The 18788-nt window shown below is 63.9% G+C and carries 14 protein-coding genes; 7 read left to right on the plus strand and 7 right to left on the minus strand.

The features are described 5' to 3' along the window. On the minus strand, positions 1 to 3408 hold the full coding sequence (gene mscK, locus HOP51_RS08515) for a mechanosensitive channel MscK (RefSeq protein ID WP_234273509.1): 3408 nt from the start codon (positions 3406 to 3408) through the stop codon (positions 1 to 3). 105 nt (positions 3409 to 3513) lie between these two features. Here mscK and HOP51_RS08520 point away from each other — a divergent pair, with 105 nt between their 5' ends. The 4 genes from HOP51_RS08520 (at position 3514) to HOP51_RS08535 (ending at position 5691) form a co-directional block, all read left to right on the plus strand. After that, positions 3514 to 4560: a phospholipase A gene (locus HOP51_RS08520; RefSeq protein WP_234273510.1), complete on the plus strand. Its 1047-nt coding sequence runs from the start codon at positions 3514 to 3516 to the stop codon at positions 4558 to 4560. A 99-nt stretch (positions 4561 to 4659) separates the two neighbouring features. After that, the gene (locus HOP51_RS08525; RefSeq protein WP_234273511.1) at positions 4660 to 4992 is read left to right on the plus strand and encodes a DUF883 family protein; all 333 of its coding nucleotides are present in this window, start codon (positions 4660 to 4662) and stop codon (positions 4990 to 4992) included. After that, the gene (locus HOP51_RS08530) at positions 4992 to 5393 is read left to right on the plus strand and encodes a phage holin family protein (protein WP_234273512.1); all 402 of its coding nucleotides are present in this window, start codon (positions 4992 to 4994) and stop codon (positions 5391 to 5393) included. Before HOP51_RS08525 ends, HOP51_RS08530 begins: the two co-directional genes overlap by 1 nt. Further along, complete coding sequence (locus HOP51_RS08535) at positions 5374 to 5691, plus strand: YqjK family protein (RefSeq protein ID WP_234273513.1); 318 nt, start codon at positions 5374 to 5376, stop codon at positions 5689 to 5691. The genes HOP51_RS08530 and HOP51_RS08535 overlap by 20 nt, the downstream gene beginning before the upstream one ends. 17 nt (positions 5692 to 5708) lie before the next feature. On the opposite strand, the gene HOP51_RS08540 is transcribed toward HOP51_RS08535, so the two are convergent. Both HOP51_RS08540 and HOP51_RS08545 read right to left on the minus strand, forming a co-directional pair. Continuing rightward, a complete protein-coding gene (locus tag HOP51_RS08540; protein WP_234273514.1) occupies positions 5709 to 6365 on the minus strand; it encodes a TetR/AcrR family transcriptional regulator in 657 nt (218 codons plus the stop codon). A 112-nt stretch (positions 6366 to 6477) separates the two neighbouring features. After that, positions 6478 to 7683, minus strand: coding sequence for a BaiN/RdsA family NAD(P)/FAD-dependent oxidoreductase (locus tag HOP51_RS08545; protein WP_234273570.1), 1206 nt, complete (start codon positions 7681 to 7683; stop codon positions 6478 to 6480). A 391-nt stretch (positions 7684 to 8074) separates the two neighbouring features. Here HOP51_RS08545 and HOP51_RS08550 point away from each other — a divergent pair, with 391 nt between their 5' ends. Together HOP51_RS08550 and HOP51_RS08555 are read left to right on the plus strand one after the other, a co-directional pair. After that, positions 8075 to 9214 (plus strand): efflux RND transporter periplasmic adaptor subunit, encoded by a 1140-nt coding sequence (locus HOP51_RS08550; RefSeq protein WP_234273515.1) that lies wholly within the window; start codon positions 8075 to 8077, stop codon positions 9212 to 9214. Next, entirely contained in the window at positions 9214 to 12330 is a 3117-nt protein-coding gene (locus tag HOP51_RS08555) for an efflux RND transporter permease subunit (RefSeq protein WP_234273516.1), read from the plus strand. The genes HOP51_RS08550 and HOP51_RS08555 overlap by 1 nt, the downstream gene beginning before the upstream one ends. Positions 12331 to 12410: 80 nt before the next feature. Here HOP51_RS08555 and HOP51_RS08560 read toward each other — a convergent pair whose 3' ends face one another. The 3 genes from HOP51_RS08560 to HOP51_RS08570 all read right to left on the minus strand — a co-directional run bounded on the left by HOP51_RS08560 (position 12411) and on the right by HOP51_RS08570 (position 15420). Continuing rightward, a complete protein-coding gene (locus HOP51_RS08560) occupies positions 12411 to 12836 on the minus strand; it encodes a DUF3617 domain-containing protein (RefSeq protein ID WP_234273517.1) in 426 nt (141 codons plus the stop codon). A 713-nt stretch (positions 12837 to 13549) separates the two neighbouring features. Continuing rightward, positions 13550 to 14602, minus strand: coding sequence for a patatin-like phospholipase family protein (locus HOP51_RS08565; RefSeq protein ID WP_267957669.1), 1053 nt, complete (start codon positions 14600 to 14602; stop codon positions 13550 to 13552). A gap of 5 nt (positions 14603 to 14607) precedes the next feature. After that, entirely contained in the window at positions 14608 to 15420 is an 813-nt protein-coding gene (locus HOP51_RS08570) for an NAD-dependent epimerase/dehydratase family protein (RefSeq protein WP_234273519.1), read from the minus strand. A 139-nt stretch (positions 15421 to 15559) separates the two neighbouring features. Between HOP51_RS08570 and HOP51_RS20985 the strand changes: the two genes are divergently transcribed. Then, complete coding sequence (locus HOP51_RS20985) at positions 15560 to 16552, plus strand: AraC family transcriptional regulator (RefSeq protein ID WP_234273520.1); 993 nt, start codon at positions 15560 to 15562, stop codon at positions 16550 to 16552. A gap of 223 nt (positions 16553 to 16775) precedes the next feature. Here the strand turns inward: HOP51_RS20985 and HOP51_RS08580 are convergent, their stop codons facing one another. After that, the gene (locus tag HOP51_RS08580) at positions 16776 to 18767 is read right to left on the minus strand and encodes a DUF4139 domain-containing protein (RefSeq protein WP_234273521.1); all 1992 of its coding nucleotides are present in this window, start codon (positions 18765 to 18767) and stop codon (positions 16776 to 16778) included. Between the last annotated feature and the right edge of the window lie 21 nt (positions 18768 to 18788).

The raw sequence follows: 18788 nt of genomic DNA on the forward strand, positions 1-18788 counted from the left end.
TCAGCGTCCGCCATCTCCGGCATCGCTGCCGGTGTCGCCGATCTCGATATCGCCTGGATCGCCAGCCGCCCCAGGCGGCGGATGATCAAGCCTGCATTCGCCATCACCTGACGTGACGCTCTGGACCTTCTTTACCGGCCCACCGCTACGGTGCAGCCACACGTCGAGCTGGTTGAAGGCGATGTCGATGCCGTGCTCGTGGAACAGCTCACCCACTCGGCAGTTGATCTCGTCGGTAGCGAAGAGACGATCACCCAGCGAGTTGACGAACACGCGTAGCTCGAAGGTGAGCGTGCTCTCGCCGTAGTTCATGAAGAACACCTGCGGCTCCGGATCGCCCAGCACACGCGGATTCTCCTCGGCGACCTGGCGCAGCAGCCGGTGCACCAGGCGCTGATCCGAGCCGTAAGCGACACCGAAGGTGAGCACCACCCGGGTGATGGTATCCGACAGCGACCAGTTGATCAGTTGGTCCGTGACGAAGGTCTTGTTGGGGATGATGATCTCCTTGCGGTCGAAGTCGGTCACCGTGGTGGCGCGAATGCGGATGCGGCTCACCGTGCCGGTGAGGTTGCCCAGGGTCACGGTGTCGCCGATGCGCACTGGCTTCTCGAACAGGATGATCAGCCCCGAGACGAAGTTGGCGAATATCTCCTGCAGGCCGAAGCCGAGCCCCACGCCCAGCGCCGCCACCAGCCATTGCAGCTTGTCCCAGGAGACGCCTAGGGTAGCCAGCGAGGCCACCAGGCCGGTGCCGACGATGGTGTAGGAAAGCAGCGAGGTGAAAGCGTAGGCGCTGCCGGGTTGTAGCGCGAGCCGCGAAAGCACCGTGACCTCCAGCAGGCCCGGCAGGTTGCGCGCCAGGATCAGCGTGAGGGTGACGATGGCCAGCGCGGTGACGATGTCCGCCACGCTCAGCGCCCCGGTGACCAACCCATTCTCGCCAGCCGATCCCTCTAGCAAGGTCACCCGGTCGAGATAGCCAAGCACGGTCAACTGGTCCGCCCATACCAGGTAGAGCACCACGCCGAAGCCGATCAACAGGATCAGCTTGGAGAGGCGCAGAGACTGCTGGTTGACCTGCTCCATGTCCAGCGGCGGCTCCTCCACCACCTCCAGGCCGCTTTCCCCCTCTTCGTGGCGCTGGGCACGCCGCCGCATCAGGGCTCGGCGGTAGGCCAGCCGCCGCGCCGCCACCGCCAGCGCCCGCACCACCGTGGCCTCCAGCAGCACCCACAAGCCGAGGATGTAGAGCGTCACCGCGAAGCGTCCGATCAGGCTCAAGGCGGTGTACTCATAGCCCATGCCGATCAGCAGCAGCAGGCCCAGCGGCACCAGCGCCAGCGACAGGCCCAGCACCAACCGGAACAGCTTGACGCCGAAGAAAGGGATGTGCGCCAGGATCAGGCGCGCCAGTGTCACGCTCATTCCCAGCAACCCGGCGAACACCAGGGCCAGCGCCACCGGTCGCGCGGCCAGATGCACCTCCACCCCACGGATCACGCTGCCGATCAGCAAGACCGGGACCAGCGCCAGGCCAAGACCGAACATCAATTTGCGTAGCCGTGCCACATAACGGGAGGGCCAGCAGAAGTGCTTGATCGCCACGCCGTCAGTCACCAGCAGACGCCGCGCCCAAGCGATCACGCCCCAGCCCAGGGCAAGGTGCCAGAGGGCCTCGCCGAAGTGCACCACGGCCTCCTCGCCGCCGAAGCGCAGCACCGTGCCCAGCGCCGCCAGCACCAGCGGCCCCGGTATCGCCAACAGGGCGTTGAGCAGCACCGCTTGCGGGGTGTGGCCCTGGGTGTCGCGGCTCAGGCGGCCGATCTGTTCGTGGAGTACGGCGAGCCGCGCACGGATACGCTTGCGCACGGCCACCAGCCCCACCGCCAACAACAGAAAGGGCACCCCCAGCAGTGCGCCGGGTCCCAGCCCCTGCCAGTGGGTCGGCAGCATCTCCCGCCATTCGCCGTCGCGCCATTCATCGCGCAGGTTGGTGGGCAGGTTGCGCAGCCAGTTGACATCCAACGGACGGCTGTTGGCGATCCAGAACAGTTGTTCGTCCAGAGTGGCGCGCAGCGCCCGCGATATCTCCAGCAATTGCTGCTGATTGAGCTGCAGTTCGATCGCTGCGCTCAGCAGGCTGCCGTATGTCTGTTCCAACTGGTCCACCAGTTGCCGGCGCGACTGGTACAGCCCCTGCAACGACGCCACCAGCGCCGGGCTCACCTCGACCCCCGCCTCCTCCAGGCGCTGGTTGGCCAGACGCTCGCTCTGACGCAAGACATCACGCTGGCGGACCAGGTCAAACTGGCGCAGACGCAGATCGGCGATCTCGTCCTGCAGGTTGGCCCGCGCGTCGACCTGGGGCAGGGAACTGCGCTGCTCGCGCAGAATGCGCGACAGCAGCAGGCTGCCCCGGGTGGTCTCGATCTGTTCGTTGAGATTGCGCTGCAATTGGCGTACATGGTCGAGCTGGCTGCGCACGGTCAGGCCTTCGCGCACCAGACCATTGTGGCGATCGTTGGCGCGCAGCAGCTCGAGGCCGAGTTCACGGTTGGCCTGCTGGGCCCGCTCCAGTACCGGATGACCGGCCTCGAGCAGTGGGTCGTCGCGCACGGCGTCGGCGATAGCCTGTTCCGAGGCCAGGCGCCGCCGACGATCGACGACACCCTGCAGCAGCACCAGTTCGGCCTCCTGACGGGCAATCTGCTGGGTCAGCAGGTCGCGGCGCTGCTGGGCCAGCTCGCGCAGGCGGGTGTTGCTGCCCAGTTCGCGCTGATACAGCTGCAGCGTGCGCTCGGCCAAGCGGCGCTCGCTGCGCAGTTGCCACAAGCGGGGAGCCTCCTCCGGGACGCCTTGCCCTTCCAGGGTTTCGAGTTCGCGCCGCGCGCTCTCGGCAGTACGCATGGCCTCGGCGATGGATTGCTGGGCGCGCTCGGGAAGCGTCTGGGCGGCAAGCAACTGGGCGTTGACGTCGGCCAGGCGGTCCTGCAGTTGCTCCAGCTCGATCAGCGCCTGCTGCTGGCGGTACTCCAGTTCCTCCAGCGACAGTTCATCCAGTTCCGCCATGGAGCGTTCGAAGCTCGCGGCCTCTTCCTCCCGCAACAGCTCCCGCTCGAGTTCCAACAGCTCACCGGGCGCCTCCTCCAGCCGCTGCTCCAGCGCTGCGATGCGCTCCTCCACGCCATCCAACTGGTCGAGCGCGGCCAGGGCACCTTCCAGCGCGTCGATGTTGCGCTGCTCGGCCTCGCTCGAGGTCGCGCCCTCCGCCGGACGCAGTTCGGCCAGACGCGTCTCCAGCGCCTCGCGCTCAGGAGGCTCGGCCCACACGGATGCCGCCAGCACCAGGGCCAGCAGGGCCACGATCAGCCGCCACCCGGGACGACTCCCCGCCAGTACGCTCATTTCATACCCTATTACTGAGTTGACTTGCCCCCGAGACGTGATAGAAACGGGGCTCCGCGTTACACTGACCGCTCCGCTTCCCCATTCGACAGCTTCGGTACCCTCATGATCTCACACCGCCGCGCCGCTGGCTTACTTGCCCTCATCGCTTCGCTTTCGATCCCCCATGTCCACGCCGAAAGCAGTGCGGAGCTCGAAGCGCGCATCGAAGCCTTGAACCAGGAACTGGAAGCTCTGCAGCGGCAGCTCGACCAGCAGCGCCGGGCAGAGGGCGTGACCTCCCCCGCCGAAAGCGTCATCCACACCCGCGACCGGCCGGTGGTCCAGCGGGAAGAGGCAAAGAAGCCGGAGCCCCTCGAAGAGAGCCTGGCGGAGCGCCGCGAGCTAGAGCGCGAATCCGTCGACAACCCTTTCACCATCGCCACTCACCGGCTCAACTACGTGCTGCCGGTGAGTCATACCACATCGCCCAACGCTAGCCAGTTCGACCTCATCGACAGCGAGGCAGGAGTGGATGATATGGAGATGAAGTTCCAGTTCAGCGCTAAGGTCAACCTCTGGGAGGGGCTGTTCGGCGACACCGGCGATCTCTACTTCGCTTACACCCAGCGTAGCTGGTGGCAGGCATACAACACCGATGCCTCATCGCCCTTCCGCGAAACCAACTACGAGCCGGAGCTGTTCGTCGATTTCGCCAACGACCACAGCTTCCTGGGCTGGACCAACAGCCTCAACCGGGTGTCGTTCAACCACCAGTCCAACGGCCGCTCGCACCGTCTTTCTCGCAGTTGGAACCGGTTGATCCTGGAAAGCGTCTTCGTGCGCGACGACTGGGCGCTGACCCTGGCGCCCTACTGGCGCCTACCGGAGTCCGACGGTGACGATGAGAATCCCGATATCGAGCGCTACATGGGCTACGGTGACATCACCCTGGCCCGGCGCTTCGCCCACGACCAGGAGGCGAGCCTGATGGTGCGCGGCAACCCTAGCGCCGGCAATATGGGCGCCCAGCTCGACTACTCCTGGCCGCTGTTCGGCAACCTGCGCGGTTATTTCCAGTTCTACCACGGCTATGGCGAGAGCATGATCGACTACGATCACCGCCAGAACCGTTTCAGCCTCGGGGTCAGCTTCAACCCACTGCTGCACTGAGGCGTCAGCCACGCACTGCCGCACGACGCCGCGGTGCGTTGAAGTCGCCCGGCCAACTGCTATGCTGAGCGTGTCATTCACCGTCAGAGGAAGACTTCCATGGCATCTCGCACCCCGCATACCGACGATACTGATCGGCAGTTGAAGGAAGACCTGCACCAGCTCACCCGAACCATCGAAGAGCTGGTCAGTGCCACCGCCGACGATTCCCGCAGCAACATCAAGGCGCTTCGCGAGCGTGCCGAGAAGCGACTGAAGGAGACCCGCGAGCGGCTCGAGGCCCGCGGTGAGCGACTCTACGGTGAAGCTCGTGACTCCCTGCACCACCAGGCCGATGCCTGCGACCGCTACGTCCACGAGAACCCCTGGACCAGCATTGGCATCGGTGCTGCCGTGGGCGTGGTCATCGGCATGCTCATCGGGCGTCGCTGATGGCGTCCGGCGAAGGCCCGGTACAACGACTGTTCGGTATCACCAAGCGCCTGCTGGCCAGCCTGTTAGCCACCGGCGAGACGCGCTTGCGTCTCGTCGTGGTGGAACTCGAAGAAGAACGGGCTCGACTGGTCACACTGCTATTGCTGCTGGGCTTGAGCCTGGTCATGCTGCTGCTGGGTCTGGGCATGCTGGCCCTGCTGGTGGTGGTGCTATTCTGGGAGACTCATCGCCTGGCGGCCATCATCATCAGTGCTGCGGTCCTGCTTGGCGGCGGTATCGTCATCGCCCTGCTCAGCCTGCGCCTGGCCCGGCGTCATACCTTGCTGAAAGATACCCTGGCTCAGCTTGCGCTGGATCGTCAGTTGATCGAGGATCACCGTGAATCGCCGCGCCACTGACCGTGACCGCCGCGCGGGGCAGTCCCGCACCCAGCGCAAGGCCGAACTCATCGCCGCCATCGAGCAGCAGCGTATCGACATCCTGGTCGCAGCAGAGCGTTGGCAGCATGCCTCCGCATCGTTAGATGCGGGCTGGCAGCAGCTCAGACGCTATCGGGGGTTGATCTACCTGGGCGGCGGCGCCTTACTACTGGGCAGTCTGCGCCGCCCTGGGTCACTGCTGCACATCGCCAAGCAAGCCGCCGCTGGCGGCCTGCTGCTCAACCGGGCACGGCGGATCCTCCAACAGCTGCGCTGAATCTTCGACTGCATAGCCTAAAGCTGCGCTTCGTCGCGATGACGCTCTCGCCGGCGTCCCATGCCCGGCACCCACTTCATGCAACTCTCGCCATGCTTGAGGCGCTTCTCGATAAAGCGTCGGGTGCGTCGCTGGCCTTCGCTGGTATCCGCCGACCATACCGCCAACGCCGCCAGGAACAGGCTGGTCAGGGCCATCTCCTCGATCTGGGCACGACGCGTGCCATAGCGGGCCTCGAGCCGGGCCGCCTCACGCAGCCACTGTACGGTGCGCGAAAGGTCGAAGACCAGCGGTACCCAAGTATGCAGATGTGGCAGATGGGCCTTGGTACACAGCATCTGCACGGTGACGCGTCGGTGGGGCGCAAAGGTATCGAACCAGGCCTGCAGACAGTGCTCGATACGCACTCGCTCGGGCCAGTCGTCGAAGGTATCGGGCTTCTCGGCCAGCATCGCGCGCCAGCCGCGCTCGAACCAGGCATTGGCCACGGCATCCATGTCGCGAAAGCGCTCCAGCACCACGGACATGGGCAGTCCCAGGCTGCGGGCCACCTCGGAGAGGCGCACCGCCTGCCAGCCTCGCTCCTCGGCCTGACGCACGGCCTCGTCGACGACACGGTCGGCGAACGCGCTACCCTGAGATTCGGAGGAATCCTGAATCGCGATCATGGTCATGGCGAGCCCTCTGATTGCGGCTGGTTCTGTCATGCAGCATAGACCGGATTCCCGTCCTGGCCATCAGGCCGCTCGGAGGCCTGGGTGAGGTTTCATCCTCAGCGCAACGCCGTCAGAGAGAACTTCCACAGGCCACACCGGAGGCCCATGCCCATTGGAAGTTGTAGCCGCCGAGTTCGCCGGTAACGTCGAGCACCTCGCCGATGAAGCGCAGTTGGGGCAGCCCTTCGACGCTGAAATCCCGTGATGAGATCGAGCGGGTGTCAACGCCGCCCAGGGTAACCTCGGCGGTACGCCAGCCTTCGGTGCCAGCGGGTTTCAGGCGCCAAGCGCCTAGCCGTTCCCGCCACGCCGCAATACGGGCATTGGAGCACTCCGCCAGGATGGGGTCTTCCCCGTGCCACTCCACCAGCGCCTGGGCCAGGCGCCGGGGCAGGCGCTCCGCGAGCCAGGTCGAAAGCTGGCGGCGTGGTGTCGCCTGACGAGCCTCAGCGAGCGCAGCGAACAGGTCCAGCCCGGGAAACAGGTCGATCTCGAGTTCGTCGCCGGGCTGCCAGTAGCTCGAGATCTGCAGCATACCGGGGCCGGAGAGGCCACGATGGGTGAACAGCATCGGCTCACGATAGCATCGTGCGCGCCCCGGCCCCAGCCGCTGGCCGTCGCGCACCGCGCTCACCGCCACCTCGCAGGCCACCCCAGCCAGATCGGCCGCCCGCACCTTCCACTGCGAGGTCAGGGTAAAAGGCACCAGGGCTGGGCGCGTTACGGTCACCTCCAAGCCGAACTGGCGGGCAACATCATAGCCGAAACCGGTAGCTCCCATGGTGGGAATCGAGAGTCCGCCGGTGGCGATCACTACCGCCCCCGCCTCGATGCGCCCGGCGGACGTCTCGAGCCGCATGCCCTCGCCTGCCCTCTCGATGCGTTCCACGACACTCTTCAGGCGCAGTTCCACCCCGGCCCACTCGCATTCGGTGAGCAGCACGTCGAGCAATTCCTTGGCGGAGTGCGCACAGAACAACTGCCCCGGTGCCTTCTCCACGTAATCGAGGCCATGACGCTCCACCAGCTCGACGAAGTGCTCGGGGCGGTAGCGTTTCAGGGCCGAGATGCAGAAGTGAGGGTTGGCGGAGAAGAAATTGGCGGGTCCGGTGGCCAGATTGGTGAAGTTGCAGCGCCCGCCCCCGGACATCAGGATTTTCTTGCCCGGCTTGTTGGCATGATCGAGAACCAGCACCCGCCGCCCGGCATAACCCGCCGTGAGGGCACACATCAGTCCGGCAGCACCCGCGCCAATCACCACCACATCCGCTTGCATGCTCACTTGCGTCGCCCATCGGGTTGCCACTTCGAGGCTGCGCATTCTAGCAGTTGTCAGCGGGCAAACCCACGGCGGGAGAACGTGTCGCCTCGGTGCCTTTGCTGATGCTCACCCCAGCCCATTCGGAGAATCTCGCGGTATGAGACGTCGTGGTCGTTACACTGCAGTTACGCTTGGAGAACCTGTGAGTGCGCGACATGGTACAGGAAGGTAAAGCTATGCAAAAACTGTACAATCAAAGCCACGAAGTAAATAGCATATTGCGAATTTGTTGTCACATTGGTTGGTGGAAGCATGAGTAGCCTGTTAAGGAAAGGAAGATCCTGCTTCCTGGAACGCCAAAGGAGCTGGCGTCCGTCGCGCCCCGAAAACCACGACAAGAGCCCCCATGAACACATCGCGCTGTTTCCTTCTCACTTCGGTCCGGCGACTGGCACCGCTGGCCGGTCGGATATGCCTGGCTGCTTCCCTTACCCTCTTTACCCTTGCCTTGGCCACCAGCCCACCCGTGGCGGCCCAGGAGCGCACCGCAGTGATCGGCGCCCGCGCCGACATCCGCCCCTGGTCCGACCCGCTGGAGGCGCTTGGCACCCTGCGCGCCGACGAAAGCGTGACGCTCTCGGCCACGGTGACCGAAATCATCGCCGAGCTGAACTTTCGCGACGGTGAAGCCGTGGAGGCCGGCCAACTACTGATCCGCCTGGAGGACAGCGAGGAGCGCGCCCAGCTGCGTGTCGCCCAGGCGCTGCGCGATGAACGCCGCAGCGCCGTGGACCGCCTCTCCCAGTTGCAAAGCCGCAACATGGCGCCACGCGCCGACGTGGAAGACAGCCAGGCACGCCTGCGCCAGGTGGAGGCCGAAATTCAGGGGCTGGAGGCGCGACTGACCAACTACCGCCTGCGCGCCCCCTTCGATGGCGTAGTGGGGTTTCGCAATATCAGCGTGGGCAGCCTGGTCACGCCAGGCACCGAGCTGGTCACACTGGACAAGCTCGACGTGATGAAGCTCGATTTCAGCGTGCCGGAAGTCTACCTGGCGCTCCTTTCCCCCGGGCTGAAACTGTCGGCACGCAGCGTGGCCTTTCCCGAAGAGATCTTTGAAGGGGAAGTGGCCAGCATCGGCTCCCGCGTCGACCCGGTGAGCCGCAGTATCACGGTACGTGCCGAGATCGACAATCCCGAGCTGCGGCTGCGACCGGGCATGCTGATGGAAGTCGTGTTGCAGCGCAGTCCACGGCAGGCCGTGGTGGTACCCGAATCGGCGTTGATCCCCAGTGGCGACCGCCAGTACGTGCTAGTGATCGACGAGGCCGACGAGAACCGCCTGGAGCGCCGTGAAGTGCGTGTCGGCGAGCGTCGCACCGGCCAGGCCGAGATCATCGATGGGCTCATGCCCGACGAACTAGTGGTCTCCCATGGCGTACAGCGAGCCCGTGAAGGGGACCGCGTACGGCTGCTGGGAATCGCCAGCGAGGAGAATTCCATTCGCGAGATTCTCGAGGCGCACCGTGAGGAGGGTGAAGCCTGATGCGCCTGTCCGACGTTTCCGTCCAGCGGCCGGTACTGGCGACGGTACTGGCGCTGCTGATCGTGGCCTTCGGCCTGCTCTCGCTACAACGGCTGTCGCTGCAGGAGTATCCCTCCATTGACCCGCCGGTGGTCAGCATCGACACCCGCTACCCCGGCGCCGCCGCCAGCGTGGTCGAATCGCGCATCACCCAGGTGCTGGAAGATCGCATTGCCGGGATCGAGGGGATCGAGGTGGTGACCTCCTCGAGCGAGGACGGCCGCTCGCGGATCGACATCGAGTTCAATCTCGCCATGGATATCGATGCAGCGGCCAACGATGTGCGCGACCGTATCTCCGGTGCTCAGCGCAACCTGCCCGACGACGCCGATCCGCCCGAAGTGCAGAAGGCCGATTCCAGCGAGGAAGTCGTGGTGTGGCTGAGCCTCTCCGGCGAGGGTTATTCAATGCCGGAGCTGACCGACTACGCCAACCGCTATCTGGTCGACCGTCTCTCCGTGCAGCCCGGCGTGGCCCGGGTACGCGTGGGCGGCGGACGCGACTATGCCATGCGCGTGTGGATCGACCGCAACGCCCTGGCGGCGCGTAACCTCACCGTCGGCGACGTGGAGAATGCGCTGCGCGCGGAGAACGTCGAACTGCCCGCCGGCTCGCTGGAGTCCCGCGAGCGCCAATTCATCGTGCGCCTGCCGCGCGCCTTCGCTGCAGCGGCGGACTTCCAGCGCTTGGCTATTGGCCAGGGCAGCGACGGCTACCTGATCCGCCTGGGCGATGTTGCCCGGGTCGAGGTCGGCTCGGTGGACGACCGCTCGATCTTCCGCGCCAACGGCGTACCCATGGTGGGGCTCGGCCTGATGATGCAGTCCACCGCCAACGTGCTGGAGCTGTCCCAGGGCGTCCAGGCGGAGATGGAGCGGCTGCAGGCGACCCTGCCCGAGGGCATGGATCTGAGCCTGAACTTCGATGCCTCGGTGTTCGTCGCCGGCGCCATCGAGCAAGTAGTGCTGACGCTGTTCATCGCCATGGGCCTGGTGGTGGTGGTGATCTTCATGTTCCTCGGCAACGTGCGCACCACGCTGGTGCCCGCGGTTACCGTCCCCATCGCCATCATCGGCTCGTTCATCGCGCTGGCCGTGATGGGCTTTTCGATCAACCTGCTCACACTGCTGGCCCTGGTGCTGGCCATCGGCCTGATCGTCGACGATGCCATTGTGGTGCTCGAGAACATCAACCGGCGCATGCATGACTATGGCGAAACGCCACTGGTGGCGGCGTTTCGCGGCACCCGCCAGATCGCCTTTGCCGTCATCGCCACCACCTTGGTGCTGGTCGCAGTATTCGTGCCGTTGAGTTTCCTGCAGGGCAACGTGGGTCGCCTGTTCTCCGAGTTCGCCCTGACCATGGCGGCGGCGGTCGCCATCTCCAGCCTATTGGCACTCACGCTCACGCCCATGATGGCGTCGAAGATTCTCAAGCCCAGCATGGGCGACAGCGCCGCAGCGCGCGCCGTCCAGTGGCTGCTCGAACGGTCGCAGCGCATCTACCGCACGCTGCTGGAGGCGGTGCTCAAGGCTCGCCTGGCGGTGCTGGCCGCATTCATCGGAGTGATCGCCGCGACCGCCTGGATGGCCGACCGGCTGCCCAACGAGTACACCCCGCAGGAGGATCGCGGCAACTTCATCATCCTGGTCAGCGGCCCCGAAGGCGCCACCTTCGACTACATGATGGACTACATGGACGAGATCGAACTGCGCCTGCAGCCGCTGGTGGACTCGGGCGAGCTGGACCGGGTGGTGATCCGCGCCCCGCGGGGATTCGGCAATATCGAAAACTTCAACGGTGGCTTCGCCATCATCAACATGGCCGACTGGGGAGCACGCCGCAGCGCTTGGGAGATCATGGACGACGTGCGCGAACGCCTGGCCGACCTGCCCGGCGTGGAGGCCAGCCCGGTGATGCGCCAGGGCTTCGGCCAGCGCATTCGCAAGCCCGTGCAGTTCGTGCTCGGCGGCGGTACCTACGAGCAGTTGGCCGAATGGCGCGACCTGATGCTCGATCACATTCGCGAGCACAACCCGCGCCTGGCGGGCCTGGAAAGCGATTACCGCGAAACCCAGCCGCAGCTGCGCGTGGATATCGACTACGAGCGCGCGGCCTCCCTTGGTGTCACCGTCACCGAGATCGGACGTACGCTCGAGGTGTTACTGGGCGGGCGCAACGTGACCCGCTACGTGGACGACGGCGAAGAATACGACGTCATCGTCGAGGGCGACCGGGCCCGGCAGAACAGCCCGCGCGCACTGGACAACATTCAGGTGCGCTCGGCCCGTTCGGGCGAGCTGATCCCGCTGGCCAGCCTGGTGACGCTAACCGATTTCGCCGGTGCCAGTACGCTCAACCGCTTCAACCGGATCCGCTCCATCACCATCGAGGCCAACCTGATAGACGGCTATCCACTCGGCGAAGCCCTCGAATACCTGGAGCAGACGGCCGCCGACATTCTCCCACCTGAAGCCCAGACCAACGTGGCCGGTCCCTCGCGGGACTACCGCGAAGCCAGCGGCGCCACCACTTTCCTGCTAGTACTGGGCGCGCTAGTGGTGTTCCTGGTACTGGCGGCGCAGTTCGAGAGCTTCGTGCACCCCTTCGTGATCATGCTCACCGTGCCCCTGGCCATGAGCGGCGCCCTGCTCGGCCTGCTGCTCACCGGCCAGTCGCTCAATATCTACAGCCAGGTGGGCCTGGTCATGCTGATCGGACTGGCGGCCAAGAACGGCATTTTGATCGTGGAGTTCGCCAACCAGCTACGCGACCAAGGCCTGGCCTTCCGCGACGCCCTGCTCGAGGCTTCGGTGACCCGCCTGCGCCCCATCCTGATGACGGCGGTCACCACCATGGCCGGCTCCATCCCGCTGATCGTCTCCACCGGCGCGGGTTCCGAGTCGCGCATGGTGATCGGCACCGTGATCATGGCCGGGGTTGCCGCCGCCACGTTCTTCACGCTATTCGTGGTGCCGGTGGCCTACGACCTCCTGGCCCGCCGCACCGGCTCGCCCGGAGAAGTCAGGCGTCGCCTGGAAACGGAGATGGCCGAGGCGCCCGCTGACCACTACTGAGTACGGCGTGGGCGCCCCTTATCCCCCCATAACGACACAGGCCACCCAAGGGTGGCCTGTGTCGTTATGGGGGGAAGCTATCAACAGTCGCCGAGCCGCTCACCCTCGATGGTGGTTTCCAGCTGCATCTGGCCCATCGGCGATTCGGTATCGATGCTCACGTTGCCTTCGACACTCTCGCCCAGGAAGGTCATGCTGCCGTCGATGTTGGCCTCGCCACCCTCGGCGTGGCAGACCATGCGATAGTCGATGCCATCGGCGGAGACGTTGTGCTCCAGCAGCTCACAGCCTTCCTCCACTTCCAGGAACTGGAAGTCGGCATCGTCGAGGTCGCCCTGCACGATGCACTCCTGGTGGCTTTCTGTCTGATCGGGAATCGGCACGTCACCCCTGACCGAGGTGGTGCTGGTGAACTGCCACTGGCCAGGCACGATGTTGGGCGTTTCGGCCAGGGCCGACAGCGGAAGCGCCAGCACGGCAGCGGCAAGCAAGGGTCGGAAGGGCATGCAGTTCTCCATTTTTTGAATAGACATGGCAGGAAGGGGAACTCCTTTCCCGCGACACGATTCGTTCAGCTTACCTCAGCAGCGGCATCGAACGCGACACGCCCCCCACGGAATCAGGAGAGAATGGTGTCCGTTTCGTCCAGCCCCAGCTCTTCCATGGCCAACGGGCGCCCGAACAGGTAGCCCTGGAACGCCTGGCACATCTGCTCTCGACGCCGCCCCTTCGTTTCCATGGCAGCCAACCTTTCATCACCTTGAAAGCAAAGCAGCAAAAGCAAAGACTTCGCCCCAAGGCAACGGCTTTTCCAAGCATGAAATATCTAGCGGTGGGAACAAATAAGGAGGAAAAGGATGAGGTACCTGGTTACCAGGAACTAGAATGTAAGAGCCCGGCCTTACGGCCGGGCAAACTCCGGCGTCCTTGCTATCATCGCGATCATCCTGACCGCGCATCCTTGGTCATTGCATCGTCCTGATCCGGCATCCTTGCAGAGCTTCCTTGCTCTTGATGGCATCATGGCAGCCTTTCGGCAACGCACCGTTAACCTGGGATAAGCTTTCTTGTAGGAAATAACTGACAAATCATGTAGGAAATATTCCTACACCGAGAGGAGGTCCTGTGCCACTGCGCCAGGCGGGGTCAAGTGCGATGAGACACGATATTTTGGCGAACCCGCCAGAGACCGCGTGACCAAGCATCTCGCGCTCGGGCATTACCGTCTCGAAGCAATCGAAACGACAAGGGCTGGCATACCACGAGAGCCACCCGCCATGAGACGGGCCGCCCGCTCCTGACGCAGATGATTGAGCACGGTCGGCATTGCGACCCTTGCCGCAAGGTATCCAGCCAAGATCGCTTCTTCGCGCTGCGCAGCACTTTTCACGTCAGTGATTTCGACTCTCGGTGCAATGAGCACGTCCGCCTCTGCACTCTCAACACCGCTGATAAGACAGGTTTGTGTCCGGCTGGCCCTGGCAATAGTCGTGAGGAAGGTGCTACCGCTTCGATGAGGACTGTTGCAATAGATATCCACCCCAATAACCACTTCAGCACCCATCGCGCGAGCAAATCGCACTGGCACCAGGCTGGATATGCCACCGTCCACCAGCAGTCCCAGTGTGGATTCGACTGGCTGCATGCTACCGGGGATTGCCGCCGACGCCCGAATAGCCATGCCGACATCCCCCTTGTCGATGAGAACCGCTTCCCCGGTGTCGAGAATGGCCGCCACTGCACCAAACCTGCGCGGCATTTTCTCGATCGGCATGTTCTGCGCCATATCGGACGCCCATTTCGCCAGAGCGTCCCCACGTAAAAGTGAGGTGGTACTAAGTCTCCAATCGGTGAGGCTCGACACATCGAGATTTCCCGCCGCCTGCCTAATCTCCTCAATGGTTCTGCCACTTGAATACGCGGCGCCAATGATTGAACCGGCAGATGTGCCTGCCACCACTTCGACGTTTATTCCGAACTCCTCCAACGCCTGGAGAACACCTATATGCGCGTAGCCCCGCAACCCGCCTCCGCCCAGAGCAAGCCCGATGACGGGTGCCGAGGGTCCCGCCTTATGTGGCAGTGATCCTGCGCTTCGTATGTCATCGAGCGTGCTCGGCGATGGCTGCTCTCCAATGGATGTCTTGTGGAAGATGCTGCATCCAGTGAGAATCGCGGCTACAACTGCGATGGCAAGGCCAGCTCCAAACCACCGGGACCGCCATTGGCCTTCGCGAACAAAGCCGCAGTGCCCCTTTCCTCGCGCTTTCATCACTGTCACATCAGCATCTCTTGAACGGCCTGATAGACAGTTCTAATGCTGGGCTTGAAACCAAGACGGCGAGCCAACGACCCATCGGCATGGAGATGCCAGGGGTTTTCCAGTGGCTCTGACGAGGGGGCGACCGGCTCACCCACCAGCTTCGCCAGTTCGTATATCGATGTGGGCGCTTCATCGCAAATGTTGACAACGCGGCCGTCGAACGTGCCATCCAAAGCAAGGTTGATGGCGGCGGCAATGTCACGATGGTGAATCGTGCTGAGCCTGGTCGCCGGGTGCAGCTTGTGCGCGCTTGCCAACTTGGGCAGCCCCTCAAGATGGCCGTCCCCGTCGCCATAGACGAACGGAAAGCGGAGTACAGCCCAATTGAGCCCGCTCTCACGTACCTCCTTCTCGGCTGCAACTTTGCTAGCCGGATAAGCATGTTTTGGCTCCACTGAGTCATCCTCACATCCAGGATGCGAGCCGCTTTCATAGACGGTGCTGGTGCTCGCGAGAACGAATCGGGCCTTTGGTGCATGCGCTTCCACTGCGGATAGCAGGTTCTGAGTCCCTTCCAGATTACTCTTCCAGATAAGGTCGGTATCCTGGGTGCGAAACACCGCGGCAAGATGGATGATGTCGGATACGCCATCCACTGCCTGAGCCAGCGTCGAGGAATCAAAGAGATCGCCCTCCACACCCCTCACTCCAGCAGGCACCTCCTTGCCAGCACGCACGAGCGCACGGCAATCCAGGCCTGCTTCCACAAGACGCGGCAGAAGCCGCGCACCTACAAGTCCGGTGGCACCGGTTACCAGAATCGTCATACATCATCCCCTTCTTCTGAATACACCAGCCGCCCGGTTATGAGCGCACCCTGACAGCGGCACTACCCCGACAGTATGGCGTCCCATAGCAGGACCAACTACAATAGAAAGTCCATATTTCTTTCGCATACGTCCGGAAGTGTCCGACCCGCTCGCTCAAGTAGTCACACTCCTTCAACCCACCGCCCCTTTTTCGAAAAGGGGCACCGGCTCTGGCCGTTGGCGCATTCGTCGCACGGAGGTCGGACGCCCTTTTTATTGCGCCATTCTCGAAGGGACGTGTCGTCTCGAAGCCGACGGACACGACGAGATAGTCCTGCGGGAGGGAGATTTCGTGTTGATCCCTTCGGCGCATAACTTCACGATGTCGAGCCACATGCCCACGGGAACTGAGGACATCGTTCATAAACCCATCGCGCTTCCCAACGGCGAGTACAGACTCGGCAGTCCAGATGGCCCTCCGGATGTTCGCCTGCTGGTAGGCTACTGTGTCTTCCGTTCCATGGACGCCACCTTGCTCGCTTCGCTGTTGCCGCAGCTCGTATACGTCCAGGGAGAGAACCGGCTGACCACACTTGTGCAACTCGTTAGCGAGGAATCGCGCGCTCAACGACCAGCTCGCGAAGTTATCCTCGAACGCCTGCTGGAAGTGTTGCTCATTGAAGCCCTTCGTTCTGGTGGAGAGACAAATGCTTCACCAGGTCTATTGCGCGGACTTACCGACAGGCGGATCGCGATTGCTATCCGCCGGATACATGGAAGTCCTGACCTGCCTTGGACGGTAGCTCAACTGGCAAATGAGGCGACGCTTTCCCGCTCGGCGTTTTACGAGCGGTTTGGTCGCTCTGTAGGTATTGCTCCAATGGAGTATCTGCTGGCTTGGCGCATGGCGCTGGCCAAGGATTTGCTACGTAGAAAGGAAACAGGTATCGCTGAAATCGCCGAGCGGGTCGGCTACAGCTCCGCAAGCACATTCAGCGTCGCCTTCACCCGCCATGTCGGACTTCCGCCTGCCCGCTATGCTCGGGACACTTCGTTCGACAGAGTGCCACAGCTCGAAGCCGGCAGCTCAATGGAGTCCGACTTCATCGCGCCGAGCGCCAGGGTGCCAAACCGAGCTGCAGACTGGTGACTGCGGCGGTCGTGGCACCGACCGCGGCAATCGCCGTGAAGCCGCTTGATTCGCTGGTGATGAGTGTTGCCGCTTTCATTACACCATGCCGCCATTGGTACGCAACGTCTGCCCATTGGTCCAACCGCCATCAGGACCGGCCAGAAAGGACACCGTGTTGGCGATGTCGTCAGGCATTGCGAGACGTTCGCCTTGGAGATGGCGGTGGGCCGCAGCCGGATGTCTACAACTCACGCACAGAGGTAGCAAAACCCTCACGCAGTTCCGCCAGCCTTTGTTCCGCTTGCTGGTGGCGCCCATCCAGTTCGGTGATACGGTCCTCTTCCTCCTCCAGCATGGAGACGTAGCGCTGGCTGAGTGTGCTGTCCTCCGGTACGGCGGCAAGGTTCTCGCGGATGCGAGCCTGATTCTGCGACGTTCGCGCCAACTCGCGCCCGATCACCTCGACTTGCGTCTCCGCCCGAGCGATCTCGCGGCGGCGCTCGACGAGATCAGCGAGCATATCGGCGGTACGCGAATCATCGATCCGGCCCGACCAATAGACAAGCGTATCCGTATCCGCCTCGACCAGCGCAATGCTCTCCGTCTCGGTACGTTCGTGGCTTGCCGCGACCTCGGCCGAGCTGCCTGCCTCGACCTCCACGCGCAGACGGTGATAGGTCGGTGTATGCTCCTCCAGCACGTCAGAGGAGAAATGCCAGCCCTGGCGGCGCGGATGCTCGATCACGATCGTGCGTGGCGCGTCTTTCGCGCCCTGGATACGGTAGATCGTGGTGGCCCGGGTGATACGCGTCGCCCTAAGCACCCCCTCGCCGAGACTCGCGCGATAGACGCTCTCGTCCCGGCCCGCCTCGGTCATTACCTCGACCTTGCGGTCGGCGGCGAAACTCACCATCCGGCTTTCGCCTGTCGGCAAGCCCGACAATTGCGCGTCGCCTGCATAGCCTTCCTCATCCGGTGCATAGATGGTGACAATGCCGGGCGGCAGGCTCACACCGGTGGTGTTCTCGATCCTGAGCGCCGAAACCGGATGGACGTCGTCGCGCTCTGGCTGGAAGAGCGAAATGCGCTCTGCGGTCAGTTCGGTGTCAATGAAGGGTACGGACAAGGTGCGCCCGACCGGCAGGTCGACGGGAGCGGGCAGGCGATAGATGGCGGCCGCCTCGCCTTCGGCCGCAGTGGCCAGCGCCACCGGGGCGGAGGGCCCAGGAGCAGGTGCCGCAGCCTGTCCAACGGCCATCCGCTGGACGTTGGGCAAAGCGGCCTGATCCGCCGTATTCTGGGCTTTCTCGGCCGCGACTCCCCTGAAGCGGTCGGGCTGCGGCGGCACGGCGGTCTGTGCCATCACCGGGATTTCCGGCCGCACGTGCCAATAGCGCTGATGAAGGCGCTGGGTAAGCGTGACCGGCGCGCCGGAGGAAAGTGTGACGGCAACACTGCGCCAGTCCTCGCCGGTCGCGTTCTCTATCACTGCCCATGCCTGAAGCCGGGTCTCGTCGCCATCGTCGAGCAATAGCCGATAGGCCGTTTTCCAGACGGGCGCGGGCACCACGTAGTCTAGGAGCAAGTCGCGCGTGCCGTCGCCCTCCAGCGCAATCGCAATGGTACGCATGTCATCCATGCGACCCCTTCCGCTGACGACGGCTGCCTCGCGTAAGTTCTCACGCATCTCGGTATCGAGAATGTCGAGCTCGGTGTCTGGCCGCAGCCGCAGAACCGCGATCCGGTCTTCTTCCGTCATGACGGACAGCAGGGCCTCGGCCCCGGCTCCCCCTTCCTCGCTCCGTTGCGTCGTCTCGACGCCCAGTACCGTGCCTTCCACGGTGCGCCCGCCAGAGGAGGCGCGAACGGTGATGCCCTGCAGCGCGTCGAGGAGGCGGGGCAGCGCGTTCAAATCGTCCGGCGAGAATGGCAGGTGGCGGAAAGTCTCCTCCACGGGCGACAGCCCGTCCAAGGTCACCGAGGCGACACCACCGGCCGGATCGCGCACGACGAGGCTCTTGAGGACGTCGTCCACCTGATCAAGCGGAACGTCGAAGCCGAACTCGGCCGCGCCGTCAACCCGCACGCTGCGGCGGATTTCAGCGAGCCCGCCCGACGACAGCGTGACAGCCTCGATCCGGTGCTGTGTGTCGTCCTGGGCGAACGCGAGGCCGGCCGGCATTGCAACAACGACGCATGCGCGGATAAGCGTCTTGTTCAACACCGCAAGCATGCCTGCTTCGTTCGACCTCAT

The sequence above is a fragment of the Billgrantia zhangzhouensis genome (assembly GCF_021404465.1).
Classification (GTDB): Bacteria; Pseudomonadota; Gammaproteobacteria; order Pseudomonadales; family Halomonadaceae; genus Halomonas; species Halomonas zhangzhouensis.